The sequence below is a fragment of the Usitatibacter rugosus genome (genome assembly GCF_013003965.1).
GTDB lineage: Bacteria > Pseudomonadota > Gammaproteobacteria > Burkholderiales > Usitatibacteraceae > Usitatibacter > Usitatibacter rugosus.
The window spans coordinates 1,521,649-1,541,940 of the sequence record NZ_CP053069.1; the positions used below are offsets into that span (position 1 = coordinate 1,521,649).

General features: G+C 64.1%; 11 protein-coding genes, 3 tRNA genes, 3 rRNA genes and 1 other RNA gene. 12 read left to right on the top strand and 6 right to left on the bottom strand.

What is annotated here, in order from left to right:
- Nucleotides 1-24 precede the first annotated feature (24 nt).
- Complete coding sequence (gene egtD / locus DSM104443_RS07550; RefSeq protein WP_171090940.1) at nt 25-1,023, top strand: L-histidine N(alpha)-methyltransferase; 999 nt, start codon at nt 25-27, stop codon at nt 1,021-1,023.
- Here the strand turns inward: egtD and DSM104443_RS07555 are convergent.
- The 3 genes from DSM104443_RS07555 to selD are packed head-to-tail and all read right to left on the bottom strand — an operon-like array spanning nt 1,008 to nt 4,002.
- Nucleotides 1,008-1,643 (bottom strand): class I SAM-dependent methyltransferase, encoded by a 636-nt coding sequence (locus DSM104443_RS07555; RefSeq protein ID WP_171090942.1) that lies wholly within the window; start codon nt 1,641-1,643, stop codon nt 1,008-1,010. The genes egtD and DSM104443_RS07555 overlap by 16 nt on opposite strands.
- Nucleotides 1,640-2,935, bottom strand: a complete 1,296-nt coding sequence (gene egtB / locus DSM104443_RS07560) for an ergothioneine biosynthesis protein EgtB (protein ID WP_171090944.1) — start codon at nt 2,933-2,935, stop codon at nt 1,640-1,642. Before egtB ends, DSM104443_RS07555 begins: the two co-directional genes overlap by 4 nt.
- Nucleotides 2,936-2,958: 23 nt before the next feature.
- Complete coding sequence (selD, locus tag DSM104443_RS07565; protein ID WP_171090946.1) at nt 2,959-4,002, bottom strand: selenide, water dikinase SelD; 1,044 nt, start codon at nt 4,000-4,002, stop codon at nt 2,959-2,961.
- 120 nt (nt 4,003-4,122) lie between these two features.
- On the opposite strand from selD, the gene ffs reads away from it, so the two are divergent.
- The 4 genes from ffs to recR all read left to right on the top strand — a co-directional run bounded on the left by ffs (nt 4,123) and on the right by recR (nt 6,833).
- An RNA gene (ffs, locus tag DSM104443_RS07570) (signal recognition particle sRNA small type) lies at nt 4,123-4,222 on the top strand.
- A gap of 19 nt (nt 4,223-4,241) precedes the next feature.
- Entirely contained in the window at nt 4,242-5,894 is a 1,653-nt protein-coding gene (gene dnaX / locus DSM104443_RS07575; protein ID WP_171090948.1) for a DNA polymerase III subunit gamma/tau, read from the top strand.
- Entirely contained in the window at nt 5,894-6,223 is a 330-nt protein-coding gene (locus DSM104443_RS07580; RefSeq protein WP_171096304.1) for a YbaB/EbfC family nucleoid-associated protein, read from the top strand. The genes dnaX and DSM104443_RS07580 overlap by 1 nt, the downstream gene beginning before the upstream one ends.
- 13 nt (nt 6,224-6,236) lie before the next feature.
- Nucleotides 6,237-6,833, top strand: coding sequence for a recombination mediator RecR (gene recR / locus DSM104443_RS07585; protein WP_171090950.1), 597 nt, complete (start codon nt 6,237-6,239; stop codon nt 6,831-6,833).
- On the opposite strand, the gene DSM104443_RS07590 is transcribed toward recR, so the two are convergent.
- Nucleotides 6,830-7,453 carry a DUF4126 domain-containing protein gene (locus DSM104443_RS07590; protein WP_171090952.1) on the bottom strand — a complete coding sequence of 208 codons (624 nt, stop codon included), beginning with the start codon at nt 7,451-7,453 and terminating at the stop codon, nt 6,830-6,832. The genes recR and DSM104443_RS07590 overlap by 4 nt on opposite strands.
- A gap of 155 nt (nt 7,454-7,608) precedes the next feature.
- On the opposite strand from DSM104443_RS07590, the gene DSM104443_RS07595 reads away from it, so the two are divergent.
- The 7 genes from DSM104443_RS07595 to DSM104443_RS07625 all read left to right on the top strand — a co-directional run bounded on the left by DSM104443_RS07595 (nt 7,609) and on the right by DSM104443_RS07625 (nt 16,199).
- Nucleotides 7,609-7,685: transfer RNA gene (locus tag DSM104443_RS07595), tRNA-Met, on the top strand.
- A gap of 196 nt (nt 7,686-7,881) precedes the next feature.
- A 16S ribosomal RNA gene (locus DSM104443_RS07600) occupies nt 7,882-9,418 on the top strand.
- 68 nt (nt 9,419-9,486) lie between these two features.
- Nucleotides 9,487-9,563, top strand: a tRNA-Ile gene (locus DSM104443_RS07605).
- 29 nt (nt 9,564-9,592) lie between these two features.
- Nucleotides 9,593-9,668: transfer RNA gene (locus DSM104443_RS07610), tRNA-Ala, on the top strand.
- Between the two features lie 426 nt (nt 9,669-10,094).
- Nucleotides 10,095-12,993, top strand: a 23S ribosomal RNA gene (locus DSM104443_RS07615).
- 141 nt (nt 12,994-13,134) lie between these two features.
- A 5S ribosomal RNA gene (gene rrf / locus DSM104443_RS07620) occupies nt 13,135-13,248 on the top strand.
- The 16S, 23S and 5S rRNA genes sit together here with 3 tRNA genes alongside, the layout of an rRNA operon.
- 188 nt (nt 13,249-13,436) lie before the next feature.
- Nucleotides 13,437-16,199, top strand: coding sequence for a type II secretion system protein GspD (locus DSM104443_RS07625; RefSeq protein ID WP_171090954.1), 2,763 nt, complete (start codon nt 13,437-13,439; stop codon nt 16,197-16,199).
- Nucleotides 16,200-16,201: 2 nt separating this feature from the next.
- Here the strand turns inward: DSM104443_RS07625 and DSM104443_RS07630 are convergent, their stop codons facing one another.
- A complete protein-coding gene (locus DSM104443_RS07630) occupies nt 16,202-16,954 on the bottom strand; it encodes a carbonic anhydrase (protein ID WP_171090956.1) in 753 nt (250 codons plus the stop codon).
- A gap of 115 nt (nt 16,955-17,069) precedes the next feature.
- Nucleotides 17,070-20,282, bottom strand: coding sequence for an ATP-binding protein (locus DSM104443_RS07635; RefSeq protein WP_171090957.1), 3,213 nt, complete (start codon nt 20,280-20,282; stop codon nt 17,070-17,072).
- Nucleotides 20,283-20,292: the final 10 nt, after the last annotated feature.

The following is a 20,292-nucleotide window of genomic DNA, read 5'->3' on the forward strand; positions in this document are numbered from 1 at the left end:
TCGCTTCACGGAGAGGGAAACAGCATGAGCACCGTCGTTCCCCTGAAGAGACAGCCGGCCGATGCGAAGGGTTATCGCATCCTGAATCGCGCGGCAGCCGTCGATCACGACGAGAAGCGCCGCGTGGTCGCGGGCTTGCTCGCCACGCCGGCCGAGCTCTCGCCCAAGTACTTCTACGACGAGCTGGGTTGCGCGCTCTATGGCGCCATCTGCCAGCTTCCCGAGTACTACCCCACGCGCACCGAGATCGCGATCTTCCGCGATCACCGCACCGAAATCGCGGATGCCGTGGGGCAGGGCGGACAGTTCGTCGACCTCGGAGCGGGCGACTGCTGCAAGGCCGAGGGCTGGCTTCCGTTCCTGAATCCCTCGCGCTACGTCGCGGTGGACATCGCCGGTCCCGAGATCGAGCGTTCGCTCGCGCGCATGGCGCCGGACTTCCCCGACATCGAAATGGTGGGAGTCGTCACCGACTTCTCGCGCGCGCTGGATCTCGAGGGCGCATTGCTGCCCGGCCCGGCCACGTTCTTCTATCCGGGCTCGAGCATCGGCAACTTCACGCCGGAAGGCGCGCTCGGGTTCCTGTCCGGCGTGCGCCGCTACTTCGACGACGGCCGCGAGGGCAGCGGCCTGCTGATCGGCGTGGACGGCAAGAAGGAGAAGGCACGCCTCGATGCGGCGTACGACGACGCGCTCGGCGTTACCGCGGCTTTCAACCGCAATGCGCTTCTTCACCTGAATCGCAAGTTCGGCTTCGATTTCGACCTGAACGGCTTCCTGCACCGCGGCTTCTACAACGAGGCCGAGGGGCGCGTGGAGATGCACCTGGAAGCGGTGCGCGATCAGGACGTGCGCATCGACGGCCACGTTCGCCATTTCGCCACCGGCGAACGGATCCACACCGAGAACTCGTACAAGTACGAGCCCGCCGCCTTCATCGCGCTGCTGAAGGGCGCAGGCTTCGACAACGTGCGGATCTGGAGCAGCCCCGACCGGGGCTACACGGTCTACTTCGCGACCTGAACGGCGGGGCGCACACGCCCCGTGGCGACGTAGTGCTGCGTGAAGGGGCCCGTGTCCACGCGGAAGTCCTCGAGCATTTCCGCGAGCACCGCCCAGGGCGCCTCGAATCCCTCGAAGTTCGTGATGTACCCGCGATGCGTCGCCCGCAGGTACCAGTTCGCCGGGAAGAGCCAGCGCGCATAGAGCTTGGTGCTGGTGGCTGCGACGCGCGCACCGGGGCGCACCTGGCGGAAAAGATTGGCGAGCGCGGCCGGCGAGCGGATGAGGTCGTGCGTGTAGCTGAAGAGGATCGCGTCGGCCGGATGCGGAAGGACGACGGATTCCGCGCTCGCCTCCAGGAGATCCACCGGCGCCGCGGCGCTTCGCGTGGCTGCGATCGAGAGCATTTCCGGAGATGGATCGAAAGCCATCACGCGCCCGTTGGATCCCACCGCGCGTGCCAGGTGCGGGATGGCCCAGCCCGTGCCGCAGCCCGCATCGAGGACGACCTCACCTTGCTTCAGGCCCAGCGACGCGATCGCCCGCAGGCGGATCGCATCGATGAATCGCGTGCGCCGGTCGTAGCGCGGTGCGAGATCGCGGTAGTGGTCGAGGGCTGCGCCGAGGTCCGGCTGCGTCACCGAGCGTCGCGTGCCAGGCGGACGCCCGAGAACTGCCAGCGTGCATCGGGCGGGAAGAAATTCCGGTAGGTGTCGCGGATGTGCGAGGAGGGCGTGGCGCACGAGCCGCCGCGCAGCACGTACTGCCCGCACATGAACTTGCCGTTGTACTCGCCGACCGCGCCCGCTGCCGGTTCGAAGCCGGGGTAGGGGCCGTAGTCGCTGCGCGTCCATTCCCACACGTCGCCGAACATCTGCGCCGGCACGCCCGCGGGCGTGGCATCGCGCAGCGCGAGCGGATGGTAGGCGCCGCTTTCGAGGAAATTTCCATCGCGCGGCGCGGTGGCCGACGCGATCTCCCATTCGGCTTCGGTCGGGAGGCGCGCACCAGCCCAGCGGGCAAAGGCCTCGGCCTCGAGGAAGCTCACATGGCAAACGGGCGTGTTGCGCTCGACCGGGGCGAGACCTCGCAACGTGAAGGTGTGCCACTGGCCGTCGCGCTTCTCCCAGTACATCGGTGCTTCCCAGCCGCGGGTGTTCACGGCGTCCCAGCCCATCGAGAGCCAGAGCTCCGGGCGCTGGTAGCCGCCGTCTTCGATGAAGTCGATGAAGTCGCCGTGCGTCACGGGATTCGACGCGATGTCGAAGTCCTCGATGAACACGCGATGGCGCGGCCCCTCGTTGTCGAAACTGAAGCCGTCGCCTTCGAAGCCGATCTCCTTCACGCCGCCCGCGATGCGGATCCACGAGCGCTTGCGCGGCTCGACGGCGGTGAGCGGCCATTGCTTCTGGTAGGCGGGGCGGAGCGGATTGCGCGACAGCATGTGCTTGAGATCCGTGAGGATCAGCTCCTGGTGCTGTTGCTCGTGGTGGAGGCCGAGCGTGATCAGCGCGAGGACTTCCGGCGCGAGCGGTTCTGCGAGGAGGGCTTGCATCGCGGCATCGACATGGTCGCGATACGCGAGCACTTCGGAGAGCGCCGGCCGCGACAATAGTCCGCGCTCGGAACGCGGGTGCTTGTCGCCCACGCCGTTGTAGTACGAGTTGAAGAGGACCTTGAACGCCGGGTCGAACGCCTTGTAGCTCGGCTGGTTCGGCGCGAGCAGGAACGTCTCGAAGAACCACGTCGTGTGCGCGAGGTGCCACTTGGTGGGGCTCGCGTCGGGCATCGACTGGATGGCGCAATCCTCGGGGGAGAGCGGCGAGGCGAGCGCGCGCGAAGTCAGGCGCACCTCTTCAAAGCGGCGTGCGAGCGCGGACGGCGATGCGCTGGGCTGCGGAGCTGCGGTTGCGATGCGCGGGCTTCGATCCACGGGACCTCCTCGCAAAAAAATACCTACGACACGGTTACGCGTGCGGCTCCGGCGCGGATGCGGCCAATGATGCGCGCATCCGGGAAATTCTCCTCGCGAAACACCGCGAGGACGTCCTCGGTCGCAGCGGGATCGCAGGCAACGAGCAAGCCACCACTCGTCTGCGGATCCGTGAGGATTGTCCTCTCGGCCTCGGCCACTTTCGGTCCTAGATCGACCGATGACCCGTAGCCCGCCCAGTTGCGGCCCGATGCGCCGGTCAGGATGCCCTCGCGCGCGAACGCCAGGGCGCCCGGGAGCAGGGGCAGCGAATCCCAGTCGATCTCGGCGGTCACTTTCGCACCCTTCGCGATCTCCACCAGGTGGCCGAGCAGGCCGAAACCGGTCACGTCCGTCAGAGCGTGCACGCCTTCGATCGTTCCCAGCTTCGTGCCGGGCGTGTTGAGCTTCGTGGTGCTCTCGATCATCGCGCGATAGCCCGCGTCGTCGAGCCGGCCCTTCTTGAGCGCGGCGCTGTAGACGCCTACGCCGAGCGGCTTGCCCAGCACCAGCTCATCTCCCGCGCGCGCTCCGCTGTTGCGCTTCACCCTCTTCGGATCGATCAGGCCGATGGCGACCAGGCCGTAGATCGGCTCCACGGAGTCGATGGTATGGCCGCCGGCGATCGGGATGCCGGCGCGGGCGCACACGGATTCCCCGCCTTCGAGAATCTTGCGGATGACCTCGACCGGGAGCTGATTCACGGGCATGCCCACCAGGGCCAGCGCGAAAAGCGGCTGCGCGCCCATGGCGTAGATGTCGGAGATGGCGTTGGTGGCGGCGATCGCGCCGAAATCGAACGGATCGTCGACGATCGGCATGAAGAAATCGGTCGTGGCGACGATCGCCTGGTTCTCGTTGATCTGGTAGACGGCCGCGTCGTCGCTGGTTTCGATGCCCACCAGCAGCTGTTTCGGCACGAGGCCGGGCTTCACCTTCGAGAGGATCTGCTCGAGGACGCCGGGGGCGATCTTGCAGCCGCAGCCGCCGCCGTGGCTGAACTGGGTGAGGCGGACCTGCATGTCCATGGGGAATCCGGGGTATTTCGGGCTGAGTCGGAATTGTAGCCCGTCCCCTTACGCGCGCCGGCGCGCGGCCGTTACGCGGCGTGCGTCGCAAGGGGCAGGGCCTGTGCGATAATTCTCCTCGGCGGGCCTCCCCGCATTGAGGGGCGGCGAACCTGGTCAGGTCGGGAACGAAGCAGCCATAGTCGATTTCCTCAAGTGCCGGGTGTGTTGGGCTCGCCTTTCCCTCTTCTGACTCATCGATGACCTACCAAGTCCTCGCCCGCAAGTGGCGCCCCCGGGCCTTCGAGGAACTCGTCGGCCAGCCCCACGTCGTGACGGCGCTCGCGAACGCGCTCGATTCGAAGCGCCTGCATCACGCCTACCTCTTCACCGGCACGCGCGGCGTCGGCAAGACCACGCTCGCGCGCATCCTGGCGAAGGCGCTCAACTGCGAGACCAACGGCATCTCCTCGAAGCCGTGCGGCAAGTGCCGCGCCTGCACCGATATCGATTCCGGGCGCTTCGTGGACCTGCTGGAGGTCGACGCGGCCACCAACACCAAGGTCGACGAGATGCGCGAGCTCCTCGAGACCGCGCAGTACATGCCGACCGCGGGCCGCTTCAAGATCTACATCATCGACGAAGTGCACATGCTCTCGCGCAACGCCTTCAACTCGATGCTGAAGACGCTCGAAGAACCGCCCGAGCACGTGAAGTTCATCTTGGCCACCACCGACCCGCAGCGCCTGCCGGTCACGGTGCTGTCGCGCTGCCTGCAGTTCAACCTGAAGCCGCTCACGCCGCTGCTCATCGCCGGGCACCTGAAGAAGGTCCTCGCCGCGGAGAAAATCCCGTTCGAGGACGCCGCGATCGCGCAGATCTCGAAGGCCGCCAACGGCAGCGCGCGCGATAGCCTGAGCTTGCTCGACCAGGCCATCGCCCACGGCGGCGGCAAGGTGAATGCCTCGCAGGTGGCGGAGATGCTGGGCTCCGTCGGCTCCGATCTCGTCTGGCCGATCCTCGAGCGCATCGCCGCGGGCGACGGCAAGGGCGCGGTCGGCGAGTCGGAGAAGATCGCGGAGCGCAGCATCTCCTACGACACGGCGCTGGAGGACATGGCGAGTGTCCTTCACCGCATCGCGCTTGCGCAGGCGGGGATCGCTCCGGAAGATGACGCACAGGATCGTGATCGCGTGACTGCGATGGCGTCGCGCTTCGCGCCGGGCGCGGTGCAGGTCATGTACCAGATCGCGCTGCTGGGTCGCCGCGATCTTCCGCTGGCACCCGACGAATTCGCCGGCTTCACGATGGCAGTCCTGCGCATGCTTGCATTCGCTTCGGGCGGCGCGGGCGTGCAGGCGACGACGTCGCGATCACCCGCTGCGGTGGCCAGTGCTCCTGCGGCGACGGCCAGCGCGCCGATAGCAGAGCGTTCGCCGGCGAGCGGTCCGCGCACGGGCAGCTCCTCGCCCCCGCCGCAGGCTCGCGAGCCCGCACCCGCTGCGGCTGCGAACATCGACTTCGACGGCGACTGGCCCGGGCTCGTCACGCGCCTCAACCTGAACGGCATGGCGGGGCTGCTCGCGCGCTATGCCGAGCTGGGATCGTTCAACAACAACCATCTCGAGCTGATCGTGCCCGAGGCGCATCGCGCCTACGCGGACAAGAACTACCTCGACAAGCTCAAGGTCGCGCTCGTGCCGCACTTCGGCGAGACGCTGCGCGTCTCCGTGCGCCCGGGCTCGACGGCCGGCGTGAGCCTCGCCGCCGCGCGCAGCCGCGAGAGCGAGCAGCGCCAGGCCACGGCCGCCGCGGCGATCGAGGACGATCCGTTCGTGAAGAGCCTCGTGCGCGATTTCGGCGCCGAGGTCGTGCCGACTTCTATCCGTCCTCCAGAGGAGCACAAACCATGATGGGCAAAGGCGGTCTGGGCGCGCTCATGAAGCAGGCGCAGCAGATGCAGGAGAACATGGCGCGCATGCAGGAAGAGCTGAAGACCATCGAGGTCGAAGGCCAATCCGGTGCCGGCCTCGTGAAGGTCACGATGACGTGCCGCAACGCCGTGAAGAAGGTGAGCATCGATCCCAGCCTCCTCGGCGAGGACAAGGACATGCTCGAGGATCTCGTGATGGCCGCCGTGAACGATGCCGTCGCGAAGGCCGAATCCACCTCGCAGGCCAAGATGGCGGGCTTCACCGCGGGCATGAACCTCCCGCCCGGCATGAAGCTCCCGGGATTCTGAGCGCTCCCCCGCGGTGGAAAATCCCCCGTCACTCGACGAGCTGATCCGGGCGCTGCGCTGCCTCCCCGGCGTGGGCCCGAAGTCCGCGCAACGCATGGCGTTCCACTTGCTGCAGCGCGACCACGATGGCGCGCGTCGCCTCGCGGATGGCTTGAATCTCGCGCTCGGACGGATCCGCCACTGCGGAAAGTGCAACACATTCACGGAAGCCGAGATGTGCGTCGTCTGCGCGTCGGTGCGCCGTGATCCCACGCTGCTCTGCGTGGTGGAGACGCCCGCCGATCTCGCGGTGATGGAGCAGACGCAGAGCTACGCGGGCCACTACTTCGTGTTGATGGGCCGGCTCTCGCCGCTCGATGGCATCGGCCCGCGCGAGATCCACCTCGACCGTTTACTGCAACGGGCGAGCGATGGCGTCGTGAAGGAAGTGATCCTCGCCACCAACTTCACGGTCGAAGGCGAGGCGACGGCGCACTACGTGAGCGAGCTGCTCGGCGACAAGGGCGTGAAGGTGACGCGCATCGCGCGAGGCCTGCCGGTGGGCGGCGAGCTCGAGCACGTGGATAGCGGAACGCTGGCGCAGGCGCTGCTGGAGCGCCGGCCGGCTTAGCTTCGGCGCAACTCTTTCGAAGGCTCGCGCGGGAGTGAGAGCGCGATCCACAGCCGCTTCATGAAGCGCCACAGCTTCGGCAGCACCCACGCGGCGAATCCGAGGAACAACACCAGCATCACCAGGAACACCCACGGGTAGGCGAAGGCGAGCCAGATGCCGCCCAGCACCATCGCTTCCTCGGTGAAGGACGCGGTCCAGTTGCTGACGGGCTCCGGCGACGTGTTGATGACCGCTCGGCTTCCCGCCTTCATGAAGTGCGTTCCAGCTGTAATCGTGCCGCCGAGCAAGCCCGCGGCGACGGTGAGGGCATTCAGCGTGTCACCCGTGGCGCCCGCCGCGAGCAACGCGCCGGCGGGAATGCGAACAAAGGTGTGGATTCCGTCCCATGCGCTGTCCAGCCCCGGAAACTTGTCGGCGAGGAACTCGATCGCGAGCAGGAAGCCGGCGGTGCCGATCACATAAGGGTGTGAAAGGACCTTCAGGCCCTCAGGGAGCGTGACGTAGCCGAGGTACGCGGCGAGGCCGATCACGAAGACCGCGAGGTACAGGCGCAGGCCACTCGCCCATGCGAGCAGGCTAGCCAAGGCCACCGTCTGGAGCACTTGCAGTTCGCTCATGCGATCACTATATAACGTCCTGACCGACAAAGATTTCCACCACTTCCCCTGTTCAAATCCGCGGTTTGGGTTGACGGGGGTGTCCCAAATTTGCGATAATCGTCCCTCTCGGCGCTAGTAAAACCTGCCGAGAAAGATTTTGGCAGGACACCTGGCGCGGGGTGGAGCAGTCTGGCAGCTCGTCGGGCTCATAACCCGAAGGTCGCAGGTTCAAATCCTGCCCCCGCAACCAACTCCCTAGCGGCAAACGCTCGTCAAGGGAGAGTCGTCGCTCTTTAAAAAGTTACAGCCGATAGAGGTGGGTGTTGCGAGTGATCGCGTACCTGTTGTTTCTGGCCGTCAAAGGTTAGGGGCGATAGGAACTCATAGCGATACTTGTAGTGCACTCATCTTGGATCCAAGTGATTCGAGTGAGTTTTGATTGGATTGAACTGAAGAGTTTGATCCTGGCTCAGATTGAACGCTGGCGGAATGCTTTACACATGCAAGTCGAGCGGCAGCGCGGGGGCAACCCTGGCGGCGAGCGGCGAACGGGTGAGTAATACATCGGAACATGTCCAGTTGTGGGGGATAGCCCGGCGAAAGCCGGATTAATACCGCATGAGCTCGAGAGAGGAAAGCGGGGGACCGTAAGGCCTCGCGCGACTGGGTTGGCCGATGTCCGATTAGCTAGTTGGTGGGGTAAAGGCCTACCAAGGCGATGATCGGTAGCTGGTCTGAGAGGATGATCAGCCACACTGGGACTGAGACACGGCCCAGACTCCTACGGGAGGCAGCAGTGGGGAATTTTGGACAATGGGGGAAACCCTGATCCAGCCATTCCGCGTGAGTGAAGAAGGCCTTCGGGTTGTAAAGCTCTTTTGTCCGGAGCGAAACGGTTAGCGTGAATATCGCTGACTACTGACGGTACCGGAAGAATAAGCACCGGCTAACTACGTGCCAGCAGCCGCGGTAATACGTAGGGTGCGAGCGTTAATCGGAATTACTGGGCGTAAAGCGTGCGCAGGCGGGCTTTTAAGCCAGACGTGAAATCCCCGGGCTTAACCTGGGAATGGCGTTTGGGACTGGAAGTCTGGAGTGCGGCAGAGGAGACTGGAATTCCTGGTGTAGCAGTGAAATGCGTAGATATCAGGAGGAACACCGATGGCGAAGGCAGGTCTCTGGGCTGACACTGACGCTCATGCACGAAAGCGTGGGGAGCAAACAGGATTAGATACCCTGGTAGTCCACGCCCTAAACGATGTCGACTGGTTGTTGGGGGTTTGACACTCTCAGTAACGAAGCTAACGCGTGAAGTCGACCGCCTGGGGAGTACGGCCGCAAGGTTAAAACTCAAAGGAATTGACGGGGACCCGCACAAGCGGTGGATTATGTGGATTAATTCGATGCAACGCGAAAAACCTTACCTACCCTTGACATGTCCGGAAGCCTGAAGAGATTTAGGTGTGCCCGAAAGGGAACTGGAACACAGGTGCTGCATGGCTGTCGTCAGCTCGTGTCGTGAGATGTTGGGTTAAGTCCCGCAACGAGCGCAACCCTTGTCATTAGTTGCTCCATTAAGTTGAGCACTCTAATGAGACTGCCGGTGACAAACCGGAGGAAGGTGGGGATGACGTCAAGTCCTCATGGCCCTTATGGGTAGGGCTTCACACGTAATACAATGGCGCGTACAGAGGGTTGCGAAGCCGCGAGGTGGAGCCAATCCCTAGAAAGCGCGTCGTAGTCCGGATTGCAGTCTGCAACTCGACTGCATGAAGTCGGAATCGCTAGTAATCGCGGATCAGCATGTCGCGGTGAATACGTTCCCGGGTCTTGTACACACCGCCCGTCACACCATGGGAGTGGGTTTCACCAGAAGCCGGTCGCTTAACCGCAAGGATGGCGCCGACCACGGTGAGATTCATGACTGGGGTGAAGTCGTAACAAGGTAGCCGTATCGGAAGGTGCGGCTGGATCACCTCCTTTCTAGAGCGCGCGTTTGTTCGTAGCGCCCACCATCTATCGGTTGTTCCTTTGGGGTTTGGCCTCGGTACGGGTCTGTAGCTCAGTTGGTTAGAGCACCGTCTTGATAAGGCGGGGGTCGATGGTTCGAATCCATCCAGACCCACCAACGAAGCCGCTGGAATCGGAATCGTTACGGGGGCTGTAGCTCAGTTGGGAGAGCACCTGCTTTGCAAGCAGGGGGTCGTCGGTTCGATCCCGTCCAGCTCCACCAATGCCTCGATGCTCCTGGGGCTTGAGGTTGTGTTCACGTAGAAGGTTGTTTTCGAGGAAACATCAACGAGTGTTTTTGAAGGGGCACTACGCGGATTGCGTGGGCTTTGGATGAATGCTCCTTGATGCTTCTTTATGAAGTGTCTATTCGGCTGCTCTTTAACAATTCGGATTTGAAGGTGGTGTGTTCGCGTGGCTCTTTTTGCGCGTGGACGCCTGGTGCGAGCGATCGCCCGGGATGTCCGCTACAGCGTGCGAAAGTTGGTAGAGCCGGGGCGCGAGCACATTAACTGGGTGATGTATTGCATGTTCATCAAACGTGTTTGTTTTGATGGACGCACAAGCGCGCGAGAATTCCTATGATCGTGTGATGCCGTGAAGAACTTTACTTCGCGGTGCTTCTTAAAACGAGGCAGCAAGGTTATAGGGTCAAGCGAATAAGTGCATGTGGTGGATGCCTTGGCGATTACAGGCGATGAAGGACGCGACAGCCTGCGATAAGCTGCGGGGAGCCGGCAAATGGGCGCTGATCCGCAGATTTCCGAATGGGGAAACCCGGCCTCTTTGAGGTCACCTCACTCTGAATACATAGGAGTGAAGGAGCGAACGCGGAGAACTGAAACATCTCAGTAACCGCAGGAACAGAAATCAACCGAGATTCCCAAAGTAGTGGCGAGCGAAATGGGAAGAGCCGTCGAGTTTTAGCACGCGCGTTAGCGAAATGGTCTGGAAAGGCCAGCCGTAGTGGGTGATAGCCCCGTACGCGAAAACCCGTGTGTGGAACTAAGCTCGAGACAAGTAGGGCGGGACACGTGAAATCCTGTCTGAAGATGGGGGGACCATCCTCCAAGGCTAAATACTCGTAATCGACCGATAGTGAACCAGTACCGTGAGGGAAAGGCGAAAAGAACCCCGGGAGGGGAGTGAAATAGATCCTGAAACCGCATGCATACAAACAGTCGGAGCCTGGAGCAATCCGGGTGACGGCGTACCTTTTGTATAATGGGTCAGCGACTTACGTTGCGTAGCGAGCTTAAGGCTTGATGCCGGAGGCGTAGCGAAAGCGAGTCTGAACAGGGCGTTCAGTTGCGCGGCGTAGACCCGAAACCGGTTGATCTATCCATGGCCAGGCTGAAAGTGGGGTAACACTCACCGGAGGGCCGAACCCACGCCCGTTGAAAAGGTCGGGGATGAGCTGTGGATAGGGGTGAAAGGCTAAACAAAACCGGAGATAGCTGGTTCTCCTCGAAAACTATTGAGGTAGTGCCTCGTGTATTACCGACGGGGGTAGAGCACTGTTATGGCTAGGGGGCCGCTATAGGCTTACCAAACCATTGCAAACTCCGAATACCGTCGAGTACAGCACGGGAGACAGTCCCCGGGTGCTAACGTCCGGGGACAAGAGGGAAACAACCCAGACCGCCAGCTAAGGTCCCCAATATCGGCTAAGTGGAAAACGAAGTGGGAAGGCACAGACAGTCAGGAGGTTGGCTTAGAAGCAGCCATCCTTTAAAGAAAGCGTAATAGCTCACTGATCGAGTCGTCCTGCGCGGAAGATGTAACGGGGCTCAAGCCGATAACCGAAGCTGCGGATCTCAGGAGCAATCCTGGGGTGGTAGAGGAGCGTTCCGTACGCCTGCGAAGGTGGGGGGTAACCCCTGCTGGAGGTATCGGAAGTGCGAATGCTGACATGAGTAGCGATAAAGCGGGTGAAAGGCCCGCTCGCCGAAAGCCCAAGGTTTCCTGCGCAACGTTCATCGGCGCAGGGTGAGTCGGCCCCTAAGGTGAGGGCGAGAGCCGTAGCTGATGGGAATCTGGTCAATATTCCAGAACCGCCGACGGGTGCGATGTGGGGACGGAGAAGGTTATGCGAACCGGCTGTTGGATGTGCCGGTGAAGCGTGTAGGCAGATCTCTTAGGGAAATCCGGGGGGTCAATGCCGAGGCGCGGGACCAGGAAGAGCTTGCTCTTTCGAAGTCGCGGATACCCTGCTTCCAGGAAAAGCCACTAAGCTTCAGCCCGTTGGGACCGTACCGCAAACCGACACAGGTGGGCAGGATGAAAATTCTCAGGCGCTTGAGAGAACTCAGGAGAAGGAACTCGGCAAATTGACACCGTAACTTCGGAAGAAGGTGTGCCTTTGGTAGGTGTAGGGACTTGCTCCCGAAGCCGAAAAAGGCCGCAGAGAATCGGTGGCTGCGACTGTTTATCAAAAACACAGCACTCTGCTAAGACGTTGGAAGTCGACGTATAGGGTGTGACGCCTGCCCGGTGCCGGAAGGTTAAGTGATGGGGTGCAAGCTCTTGATCGAAGCCCCGGTAAACGGCGGCCGTAACTATAACGGTCCTAAGGTAGCGAAATTCCTTGTCGGGTAAGTTCCGACCCGCACGAATGGCGTAACGATGGCCACACTGTCTCCTCCTGAGACTCAGCGAAGTTGAAATGTTTGTGAAGATGCAATCTACCCGCGGCTAGACGGAAAGACCCCATGAACCTTTACTGTAGCTTTGCATTGGACTGTGACGCTGTCTGTGTAGGATAGCTGGGAGGCTTTGAAGCGGTGCCGCTAGGTGCCGTGGAGCCAACGTTGAAATACCAGCCTGACGACGTTGCGGTTCTAACCTGGGCCCCTTGACGGGGTCGGGGACCGTGCATGGTAGGCAGTTTGACTGGGGCGGTCTCCTCCCAAAGGGTAACGGAGGAGTGCGAAGGTCACCTAGGTACGGTCGGAAATCGTACTCATAGTGCAATGGCATAAGGTGGCTTGACTGCGAGACTGACAAGTCGAGCAGGTGCGAAAGCAGGTCATAGTGATCCGGTGATTCTGAATGGAAGGGTCATCGCTCAACGGATAAAAGGTACTCTGGGGATAACAGGCTGATTCCTCCCAAGAGTTCATATCGACGGGGGAGTTTGGCACCTCGATGTCGGCTCATCACATCCTGGGGCTGTAGCCGGTCCCAAGGGTATGGCTGTTCGCCATTTAAAGTGGTACGTGAGCTGGGTTCAAAACGTCGTGAGACAGTTTGGTCCCTATCTGCCGTGGGCGCTGGAGATTTGACGGGGGCTGCTCCTAGTACGAGAGGACCGGAGTGGACGTATCCCTGGTGTACCGGTTGTCACGCCAGTGGCATTGCCGGGTAGCTATATACGGAAGAGATAACCGCTGAAAGCATCTAAGCGGGAAACTCGCCTGAAGATGAGATCTCCCGGAGCTTCGAGCTCCCTAAAGGGTCGTCGTAGACCACGACGTTGATAGGCCGGGTGTGCACGAGCAGTAATGCTCTGAGCTGACCGGTACTAATTGCCCGTGCGGCTTGACTCTATAACCTTGCAAACCTTGTGCAGATCACCATCGAGCACCATCCGATGGCACCGATCACGCAATGCATCACCCCCAGCACCTTCAAATACCGAACATGAATCGTTGAGCCTCAATGCATCGACTCAACGACTCGACAGAATTCCTGGCGACCATAGCGCGTTGGCCCCACCCCTTCCCATCCCGAACAGGTCCGTGAAACGACGCCGCGCCGATGATATTGCGGATTGCCCGTGAGAAAGTAGGTCATCGCCAGGGCCTTACCCAAAACGCCCAACTTCACACGAAGTTGGGCGTTTCCTTTTGCGCCGCGCTGCGGCGCACCAATCGATCCATCGGACATTTGCAATTTGTACAAGCCCCCGGGGTGCTGCTAAGGTCGGCCGGCACACCACTCGGATAAGGGGAAGCGCGGCTTGTTGCGTCGTCTCGCAGGGGTCGTTTCGATGTCAGCCGCTTGCGCCTTCGCGCAGTCGCCCGGCGGGCCATCGCTCCTCAATCGGCTCCTGTCGCAGCAGTCTCAGCCGCCTGCCTCTCCCGCACCGGTGCCGGCCGCGTCCCCGCGTGGCAACTACGTCGTCGCCGAACCAACCTCGGGCTTGCCGCCCGGGAGGCTGATCCCGCTGCCGGTGATGGCGGAAGGGCAGGTCCGGGAGCTCGAAGAGGACCTGTCGACGCACCTCGAGGTGACGCTCGGCTACGTCCGTTTGCCCGCTGCGCAGGTCGCGCAACTGCCCGCGTTCCCCCCGGCCGTCGTCCCCGCCCTCACGCTCGCCAAGGGGCCCGCGTCGAGGCGTGAGTTCGTGCGCATCGGCCACCTGTCCTCGCCGCGGAGGTTGCCGCAGCTCTGGATCCAGGGCTTCGTGTCCGAAGCCAGCGCCGCGCGGCCGAACCATGACATCGACGCGCCGGCCCTCGACAATGCCCTCAAGATGATCCTCGCCGAGCGAACGCGGATCTTCGCGCGGCTGCGCCTGGCGGACCTTGCGACGAAGACGCTGCCGCTGTCGTACGTGGATTCGGAAGCGGCGCTCTTCGCGCTGCGCGCCATGGGCTATGCGGTCGTCACGGACTCCGAGTCCCTCTCGCGCGATGATTCATACAAGGGCGACGACGTGGACGCCTTCGAGCTCGCTCGCCCCTCGCAGGCCGCGACAGCGCCGACGTCCGCGGGGGCGGAAGGAGGATCGCCCTTCGGAGGCGGCACGGCGAGCGCACTCTCCACGCTGCAGCCCGACCAGCAGAATCGCTTCCTGCCGCGCTTCCCGGCGATCCGGAACCTGCCGACGACGATCGCGCTCGACCGCCTGCCGCTCGTGGTGAAGATCCCGTCGACCGACAAGACCAACATGGGCCTTGTCGGGGGCGAGCATGCTCCGGCCGGCCGCGACCAACTGGGCCTCACCATCATCCCGAACGCGGCCTCGCCGCTGTCCGAAACGGTGACGGGCGGATCCTCCGAGCTGCTGGTGATCTACCACCCCCAGTACCCGGAGCAGCTGGCGAAAGTATCCCGGCTGATCAACGACACGATCGACCGGCCGGCGCGCCAGGTGTACGTCGAGGGCCTGGTGCTGGAGATCAGCCAGGACGGCCTGAAGGAGCTCGGCGTCCAGTGGGACCTCAAGAGCGGCAGCAGCGTGCTTTCCCTGGGCTCGCTGATCCCGGTGCCGCCGGGCGGCAATGCCCTCAGTTACCTGTACGACCGCAACGCCAACGTGAGCCCGACGCAGCTCATCGCGCGCATCAACGCGCTCGTGCAGACGAACAAGGCGCAGGTGCTCTCGCGGCCGAGCATCATCACGCTCGACAACCGCCAGGCGACGATTCGCGTCGGCACCGACATTCCGGTGGCCACGTCGACGGACGCGTCCGGAACGGGCAGCGGTTCCAACCGCGTCGCGTTCTCCTTCCAGTACATCCCGACCGGCATCCTGCTCAACGTGCGGCCGCGCATCTCGGACGACCAGTCCGAGATCAGCATGCTGATCGATGCGACCGTCTCGGCCACGGTGCCCGGGCAGGACCTGCAGGTGCTCGATCCCGCCACGAAGATCGCGCTCGCATCGGCGCCCACCATCTCGACGCGGCGAGTGCAGACCTATGCGCGCATCCTCGACAACCAGTCGTTGATCATCGGCGGGCTCCTATCGCGCAACCAGGTCACGAAGCGCAGCAAGACGCCGTTGCTGGGCGACATCCCCTTCGTCGGCGCGTTCTTCAGCCACACCTCGACCGAGGACGACCGGCGCGAGGTGATCATCGTGCTCACGCCCTCCGTGGTCACGGAGAACATCCGCGAGACCAAGGCGCAGTACCCGAAGGATGACGACCGCTTCGACCAGGTCAATACGGAGCTCTTCAAGTCGCACTACCGGCTGCGGGCCGAGGACCTCATCGACAGCTCGGACTTCCGCTTCAACGCGCGCTTCCGGGCCTACCGGGACGCGGCCAACCGCGCCATCGAGCGCAAGCCCGAGCTCGCGACGCGCGCTCCGTTCCCGCAGTTCGCCGGCACGCGCGTGCCCGGCGAGTTCTTCTTCCTGTCGGGCACGGTCTACCGCATGCTCGACCGGATGGACGCGGGCGACCCGATCCGCGTCGAGAACCTCAAGTTCTTCGAGCGCTCCCCCGGCGGCGACTTGCGTCCCGCGTCGGTGGCGCAGGCGCTCGCGCGCTACGGCGACGGCACGGACCCGGCGAGCTTCTTCGCTCGCAACCCCGGCAAGGCGCTCGCGATGACCTTCCGGCTTTCGCGCACGTCGCTGGCACCCGGCGACTCCTTCACCGAAACCATTCCCGAGATCCGTCTCGTGGATTGCGCGGACCGGGCCACCTGGCGGCAACAGCTCTGGGAATTGAGCAAGCCCGACGCGGCGGGCGTGGCGCGCTTCACCGTCCTCATCCAGGATCCCTCGGATCTGCGCCGGCTACAGCTCGCCTACGCGACGCAGAACACGATCCTCAACAACGGCGGCACCGGCGCGATGGTCTTCGACCGCTGGCTGGTGGGCAGGATGGTTCACCTGCAGGAAGTGTCGCCGAGCTGGGAGCGCGTGATGAACGCGCAGATCGCGCAGTACTTCTTCCTCGGCGAGCACTACTACATGTACTTCATGCAGGAGCACGAGAAGGCGCTGGGGAATCTCGAGGTGGCGCTGCGCGCGCCCGAGATGCAGCCGCTGCTGGAAGGCGTGAAGCTGCCGTAAGGCTACTTGCTCGCCTGTAGCGACCGTCCGTTCAGCGGTTGCGTGGGCCGTGCGTTCATCGGATAGAGCTTGCCGAACGCGGCGACCTGCGCGGAGGCGATCTTCACCGGGCTCTTCAGCACCAGCCAGCGAACGTCCTCGCTGCAGGGCGGCGTGGTGAGCGATCCTTCGAACGCGTAGTAGCCGCGGTTCGCCGGAAGCAGCTTCGCGACGTCGATGGTCACGCCCTCGACCGCGACCTCCTTCTCTTTCTCCTTCGGCAGGTTCTTCCAGATCGCGTCGATCACGTCGCTGTTGCCGCCCTTGTCGAGCAGCACGGCGACCACGGCGAGCTTGCCTTCCGCGTTCCTGTGAACGAGGTGCGCCACCATCGCGTGCGGCTTGCCGTTCACCTTCTCCTCGCTCGGATGGTGGAAGTGGAACTGCAGGAGCTCGTACTTCGAGCCGCCGACGTCGATCGTGCTGCCCGGCGCGTAGTTCACCTGGATCGTGTGGCCGTTGTCGATCACCTTCAGCGCGGAAGGCTTGTAGTCGAACTGGATTGCGGGCAGGTCCGCGGCCTTCGCGCCGTGGATGTCGATCGGCGACTGGTGCTTGCCAAGCTTGCACGTCGAGAAGGCCGGATCGAGCGTGCCCCATTCCTTCGGACCGCCGTGGCCGGTGTAGCCCCAGTGGCCGCCTTCGGCCATCGCCGGAATCGCGGCGCAAAGCGCCACTGCGGCGGACGTGAGTGCCAGTGCCTGGACGATCTTCATGGGTGCGCTCCCTGAGTTTATTTGAGTCTGCGGAGTCTGCGCCGCGCAGCGTCCGCGGCGCAAGCATCGCTTCAGCTTCGCGCCAGATCGAAGCCGGCCTCGCGCGAAGGCGTGATCAATCCCAGGCGCGCAGCAGCTCGCTCGCGCGCTCGTATTCCCCGCACGCCGGATCGCCGCGGAACGAGCCGCGGGATTCGGCCAGCACCCGGGCCGCACCCGTTGCGTCGCCTCGCGTGTGTTCGAGCTGGGCGAGGCGAATGGCCGCGCGCAGCTCGAGCAGCCCCGCGCCCTGGTCTCGCGCGCAAGTGATCGCCTCGCGGAAGCAATTCGCCGCGCCCTTCGCGTCCGCATCTCGGCCAAGCACGCCTTCGCCTTCGAGGCGGTGAAGCTCCGCGTCGAAGAAGTGTGCGTCCGTGCGGTCCGAGAAGACGAAGCCTTCCTCGCAAGCCTTCAACACACGGTCGTAGCGGCCGGCACGGAGGTTCGCGTCCGCGAGCAGGGTCGACAGATGGGCGCAGAAGAGGCCGGAACCGGTCTCCTGGTAGGAACGCAGTCCTTTCTCGATCATCTCGATGCCGCTCTCCGTCTCGCCTTGCGCGGCCATCGCCCAACCGAGCAGCCCCGTCTCCCACGCGACCCAATACGGAAACCCGCACCGCCGCGCGAGCTCGATCGTCTCGCGTGCGAGTTGCGCGGTCTTTGCCGCGTCTCCGAAGCTTTGGTAGAGCGCGGCCGACATCCCCGTGGCGTAGGCGAGGCCCAGGTCGAACGACAGCTCGCGCGCCAGCTCGATCGCGCGGGTGCTGTAGTCGACGGCCTGCCACGGGTTGCCGGCCAGGCCTTCCAGCCATGCGAGGTTCGCGAGCCCGATGACGCCCGGGTCCGACCCCACGGTGAGGATGTGGCGCGTGGACTGCGCCCGGTCGTAGGCCTCGAGCGATTCGCGCAGCGACGCGCGGCCCGATTCGATGTCGCCCATGCAGAAGCGGCACCAGCCGAGGCGGCGGTTCGCTTCGATCAGCTGCAACGGGTTGGTGTCGCGCTCCGCCGTCTCGAGCAGCTCTTCCACCATCGAGCACGCCGTGCGAAGCGGCCCGCGCACGACGTAGAAGCTGTGCAGGCCGCGAAGCACCGGGAAGAGGTGGCGTGAATCGCCGAGCTGGCCGCAGAGCTCGCGCGCCCGCGCATAGGTCTGTTCCACTTCCGTCGCGGCCGAGCCCTTCAACGCGCTGAGTGCCGAGCCATAGGCGACCAGCAGCTGCACTTCCTCGAGCGATTTTTCGGAGGACGGCGGGCAGGCCGCGAGCTCGTCCAGGCCCTTGCGCAGATGCGCACTCGCTTCGACGTTCGCCGACCTCGAGAGAGCCCGTTCGCCGGCGCTGCGCCAGTACCCCGCCGCCTCCTGCGGGCGGCGCGCCTCCGTGAGGTGATGCGCGACGAGCTCGGGCTGTCCCTCGCAGATCCCCGGGAAGCCCTTCACCAATCCATCGGCGATCATCGCGTGGTAGTCGCGGCGCTGCGTGCGCAGGAGCGAGCGGTACGCCGTCTCCTGGATCATCGAATGCTTGAAGAGATACGTGGCGGCCGGCGGCGTGCCGAAGCGGAAGAGCAGCTCCGCGTCCACGAGCTGCGTGAGGCCCTGCTCGAGCTCCGCTTCCGGGAGATCGATGGTGGCCACGAGCAAGCCGTGGGAGAACTCGCGGCCCAGCACCGACGCGCGCTGCGCGACGCGCTTGGCGGCATTCATGCTGTCGAGCCTCGCCATGAGCGTGGCGTGCAGCGAGATCGGAATCTCCAGCTCGCCCTGTCCCGGTGCCGGTGCGGCAGCGTCGCGCAACGTCGGCGACTCCAGCACCGCGCGCGTGAGCTCCTCGATGAAGAGGGGCACGCCGTCCGTCCTCAGCGCCACCTGCTCGCGAAGCGCCGCCGAGAGCGGATCGCCGGCCGTCACGAGCGCGATCATCTCGTGCACGTGCGGTGCGGTGAGGCGATCGAGGCGCAGGTTGGCGACGAGCTTGTGTGCGCCCCACGGATGCTGGAACTGCGGCCGGAAGGCCGCGAGCAGCAGGATGCGGGCATCTCCGAGCTTGTCGAGGAGCGACGTCACGAGCTCGAGCGTCGAAGCATCGGCCCAGTGCAGGTCCTCGATCACGATGACGGTCGCGCGATCGGCAGCCAGGCGCATCAACCATTCGCTGAGGAACGCCATCGTGAGGTCGCGCTGCACGCGGCCCGTGACTTGCGGCGCGGGGTAGCGCGGCGAGTGCGGCAGCGACAGCAGCGCCGCCATCGCCGGCACGACCTCCGCGGGATCCATGCCGATGGAGTCCACGATGTAGGCCAGCTGCTCGAGCGGATTCTCGTCCGACTTGTCGAGCCAGCGCGTGAGGAAATCGACGACCGGATGGAACGCGCTGTTGGTGAAGAACGGCGAGCACTGGAAGGACATCTTCAGGTGATCGCTGCCCGCGAGGTTGTCGGCGAACGCACGCACGAGGCGCGACTTGCCGATGCCCGGCTCGCCGCTGATGGCGACGGCCTGACCTTTGCCTTCCAGCGCGTCGTGCCAGCGCGCTTCCAGGAGCGCCAGCTCCTCGGTGCGGTTGGCGAGCGGCGTCACATGAGGAGTGGCTCCCAGCGAGCCCGGTGCAACCCGCGCCGCGGACAGCAGCTCGAAGATCCGCACGGGCCGCGACAGGCCGCGGATGGGCGTGTCGCCCACATCCCTGAAGTTGAAAGAGGCTGAGGCCAGCGCCTGGGTCACGCCGCTCACGAGAACCCCATCGGGCGGGGCAAGGCTCATGAGGCGCGCCGAGACGTTCGGCGTCTCTCCCAGCACGCCCGCTTCCTCGCGAGCCGTGCCGCGGGCAAGATCGCCCACGACCACGAGTCCGGTGTGCACGCCAACCCGCACCTGGATGTGCGTGCCGCGTTCGGAGATGCGGCGCACGCGTTCGACGGTCTCCAGGGCCGCATGCAGTGCCCGCACCGGGTCGTCGTCGTGGGCTCGCGGGTAGCCGAAGTAGGCGACGATGCCATCGCCGACGTAGCGCGCCACGAAGCCTCCGAAGCTCGTCGTCGCGTTGGACACCACGTCCCGGTACGCGAGGATCACCTCGCCCAGCTCTTCGGGATCGAGGCGCTCCGAGAGGGCCGTGGAGCCCACGAGGTCGCAGAACATGACCGTGAGCGAGCGGCGCTCGGCCGCATGGGCCATGCTCTTGTGGAAATCGAAGCCGCACTCGCCGCAGAAGCGGCGCGGGAGCCGCTCGAAGCTGCCGCAGCCCGGGCAACGGATACCGCCGCCGTTGGCAGGAATATCGGTCATGACGGCTTGA

Bases quoted from the DNA above. Each gene is read 5' to 3' on its own strand.
- DSM104443_RS07580 (WP_171096304.1), top strand. From the start codon at position 5,894: ATGGGCAAAGGCGGTCTGGGCGCGCTCATGAAGCAGGCGCAGCAGATG.
- egtD (WP_171090940.1), top strand. From the start codon at position 25: ATGAGCACCGTCGTTCCCCTGAAGAGACAGCCGGCCGATGCGAAGGGT.
- DSM104443_RS07590 (WP_171090952.1), bottom strand. From the start codon at position 7,453: ATGAGCGAACTGCAAGTGCTCCAGACGGTGGCCTTGGCTAGCCTGCTC.
- DSM104443_RS07625 (WP_171090954.1), top strand. From the start codon at position 13,437: ATGTCAGCCGCTTGCGCCTTCGCGCAGTCGCCCGGCGGGCCATCGCTC.
- DSM104443_RS07630 (WP_171090956.1), bottom strand. From the start codon at position 16,954: ATGAAGATCGTCCAGGCACTGGCACTCACGTCCGCCGCAGTGGCGCTT.
- selD (WP_171090946.1), bottom strand. From the start codon at position 4,002: ATGGACATGCAGGTCCGCCTCACCCAGTTCAGCCACGGCGGCGGCTGC.
- DSM104443_RS07635 (WP_171090957.1), bottom strand. From the start codon at position 20,282: ATGACCGATATTCCTGCCAACGGCGGCGGTATCCGTTGCCCGGGCTGC.
- dnaX (WP_171090948.1), top strand. From the start codon at position 4,242: ATGACCTACCAAGTCCTCGCCCGCAAGTGGCGCCCCCGGGCCTTCGAG.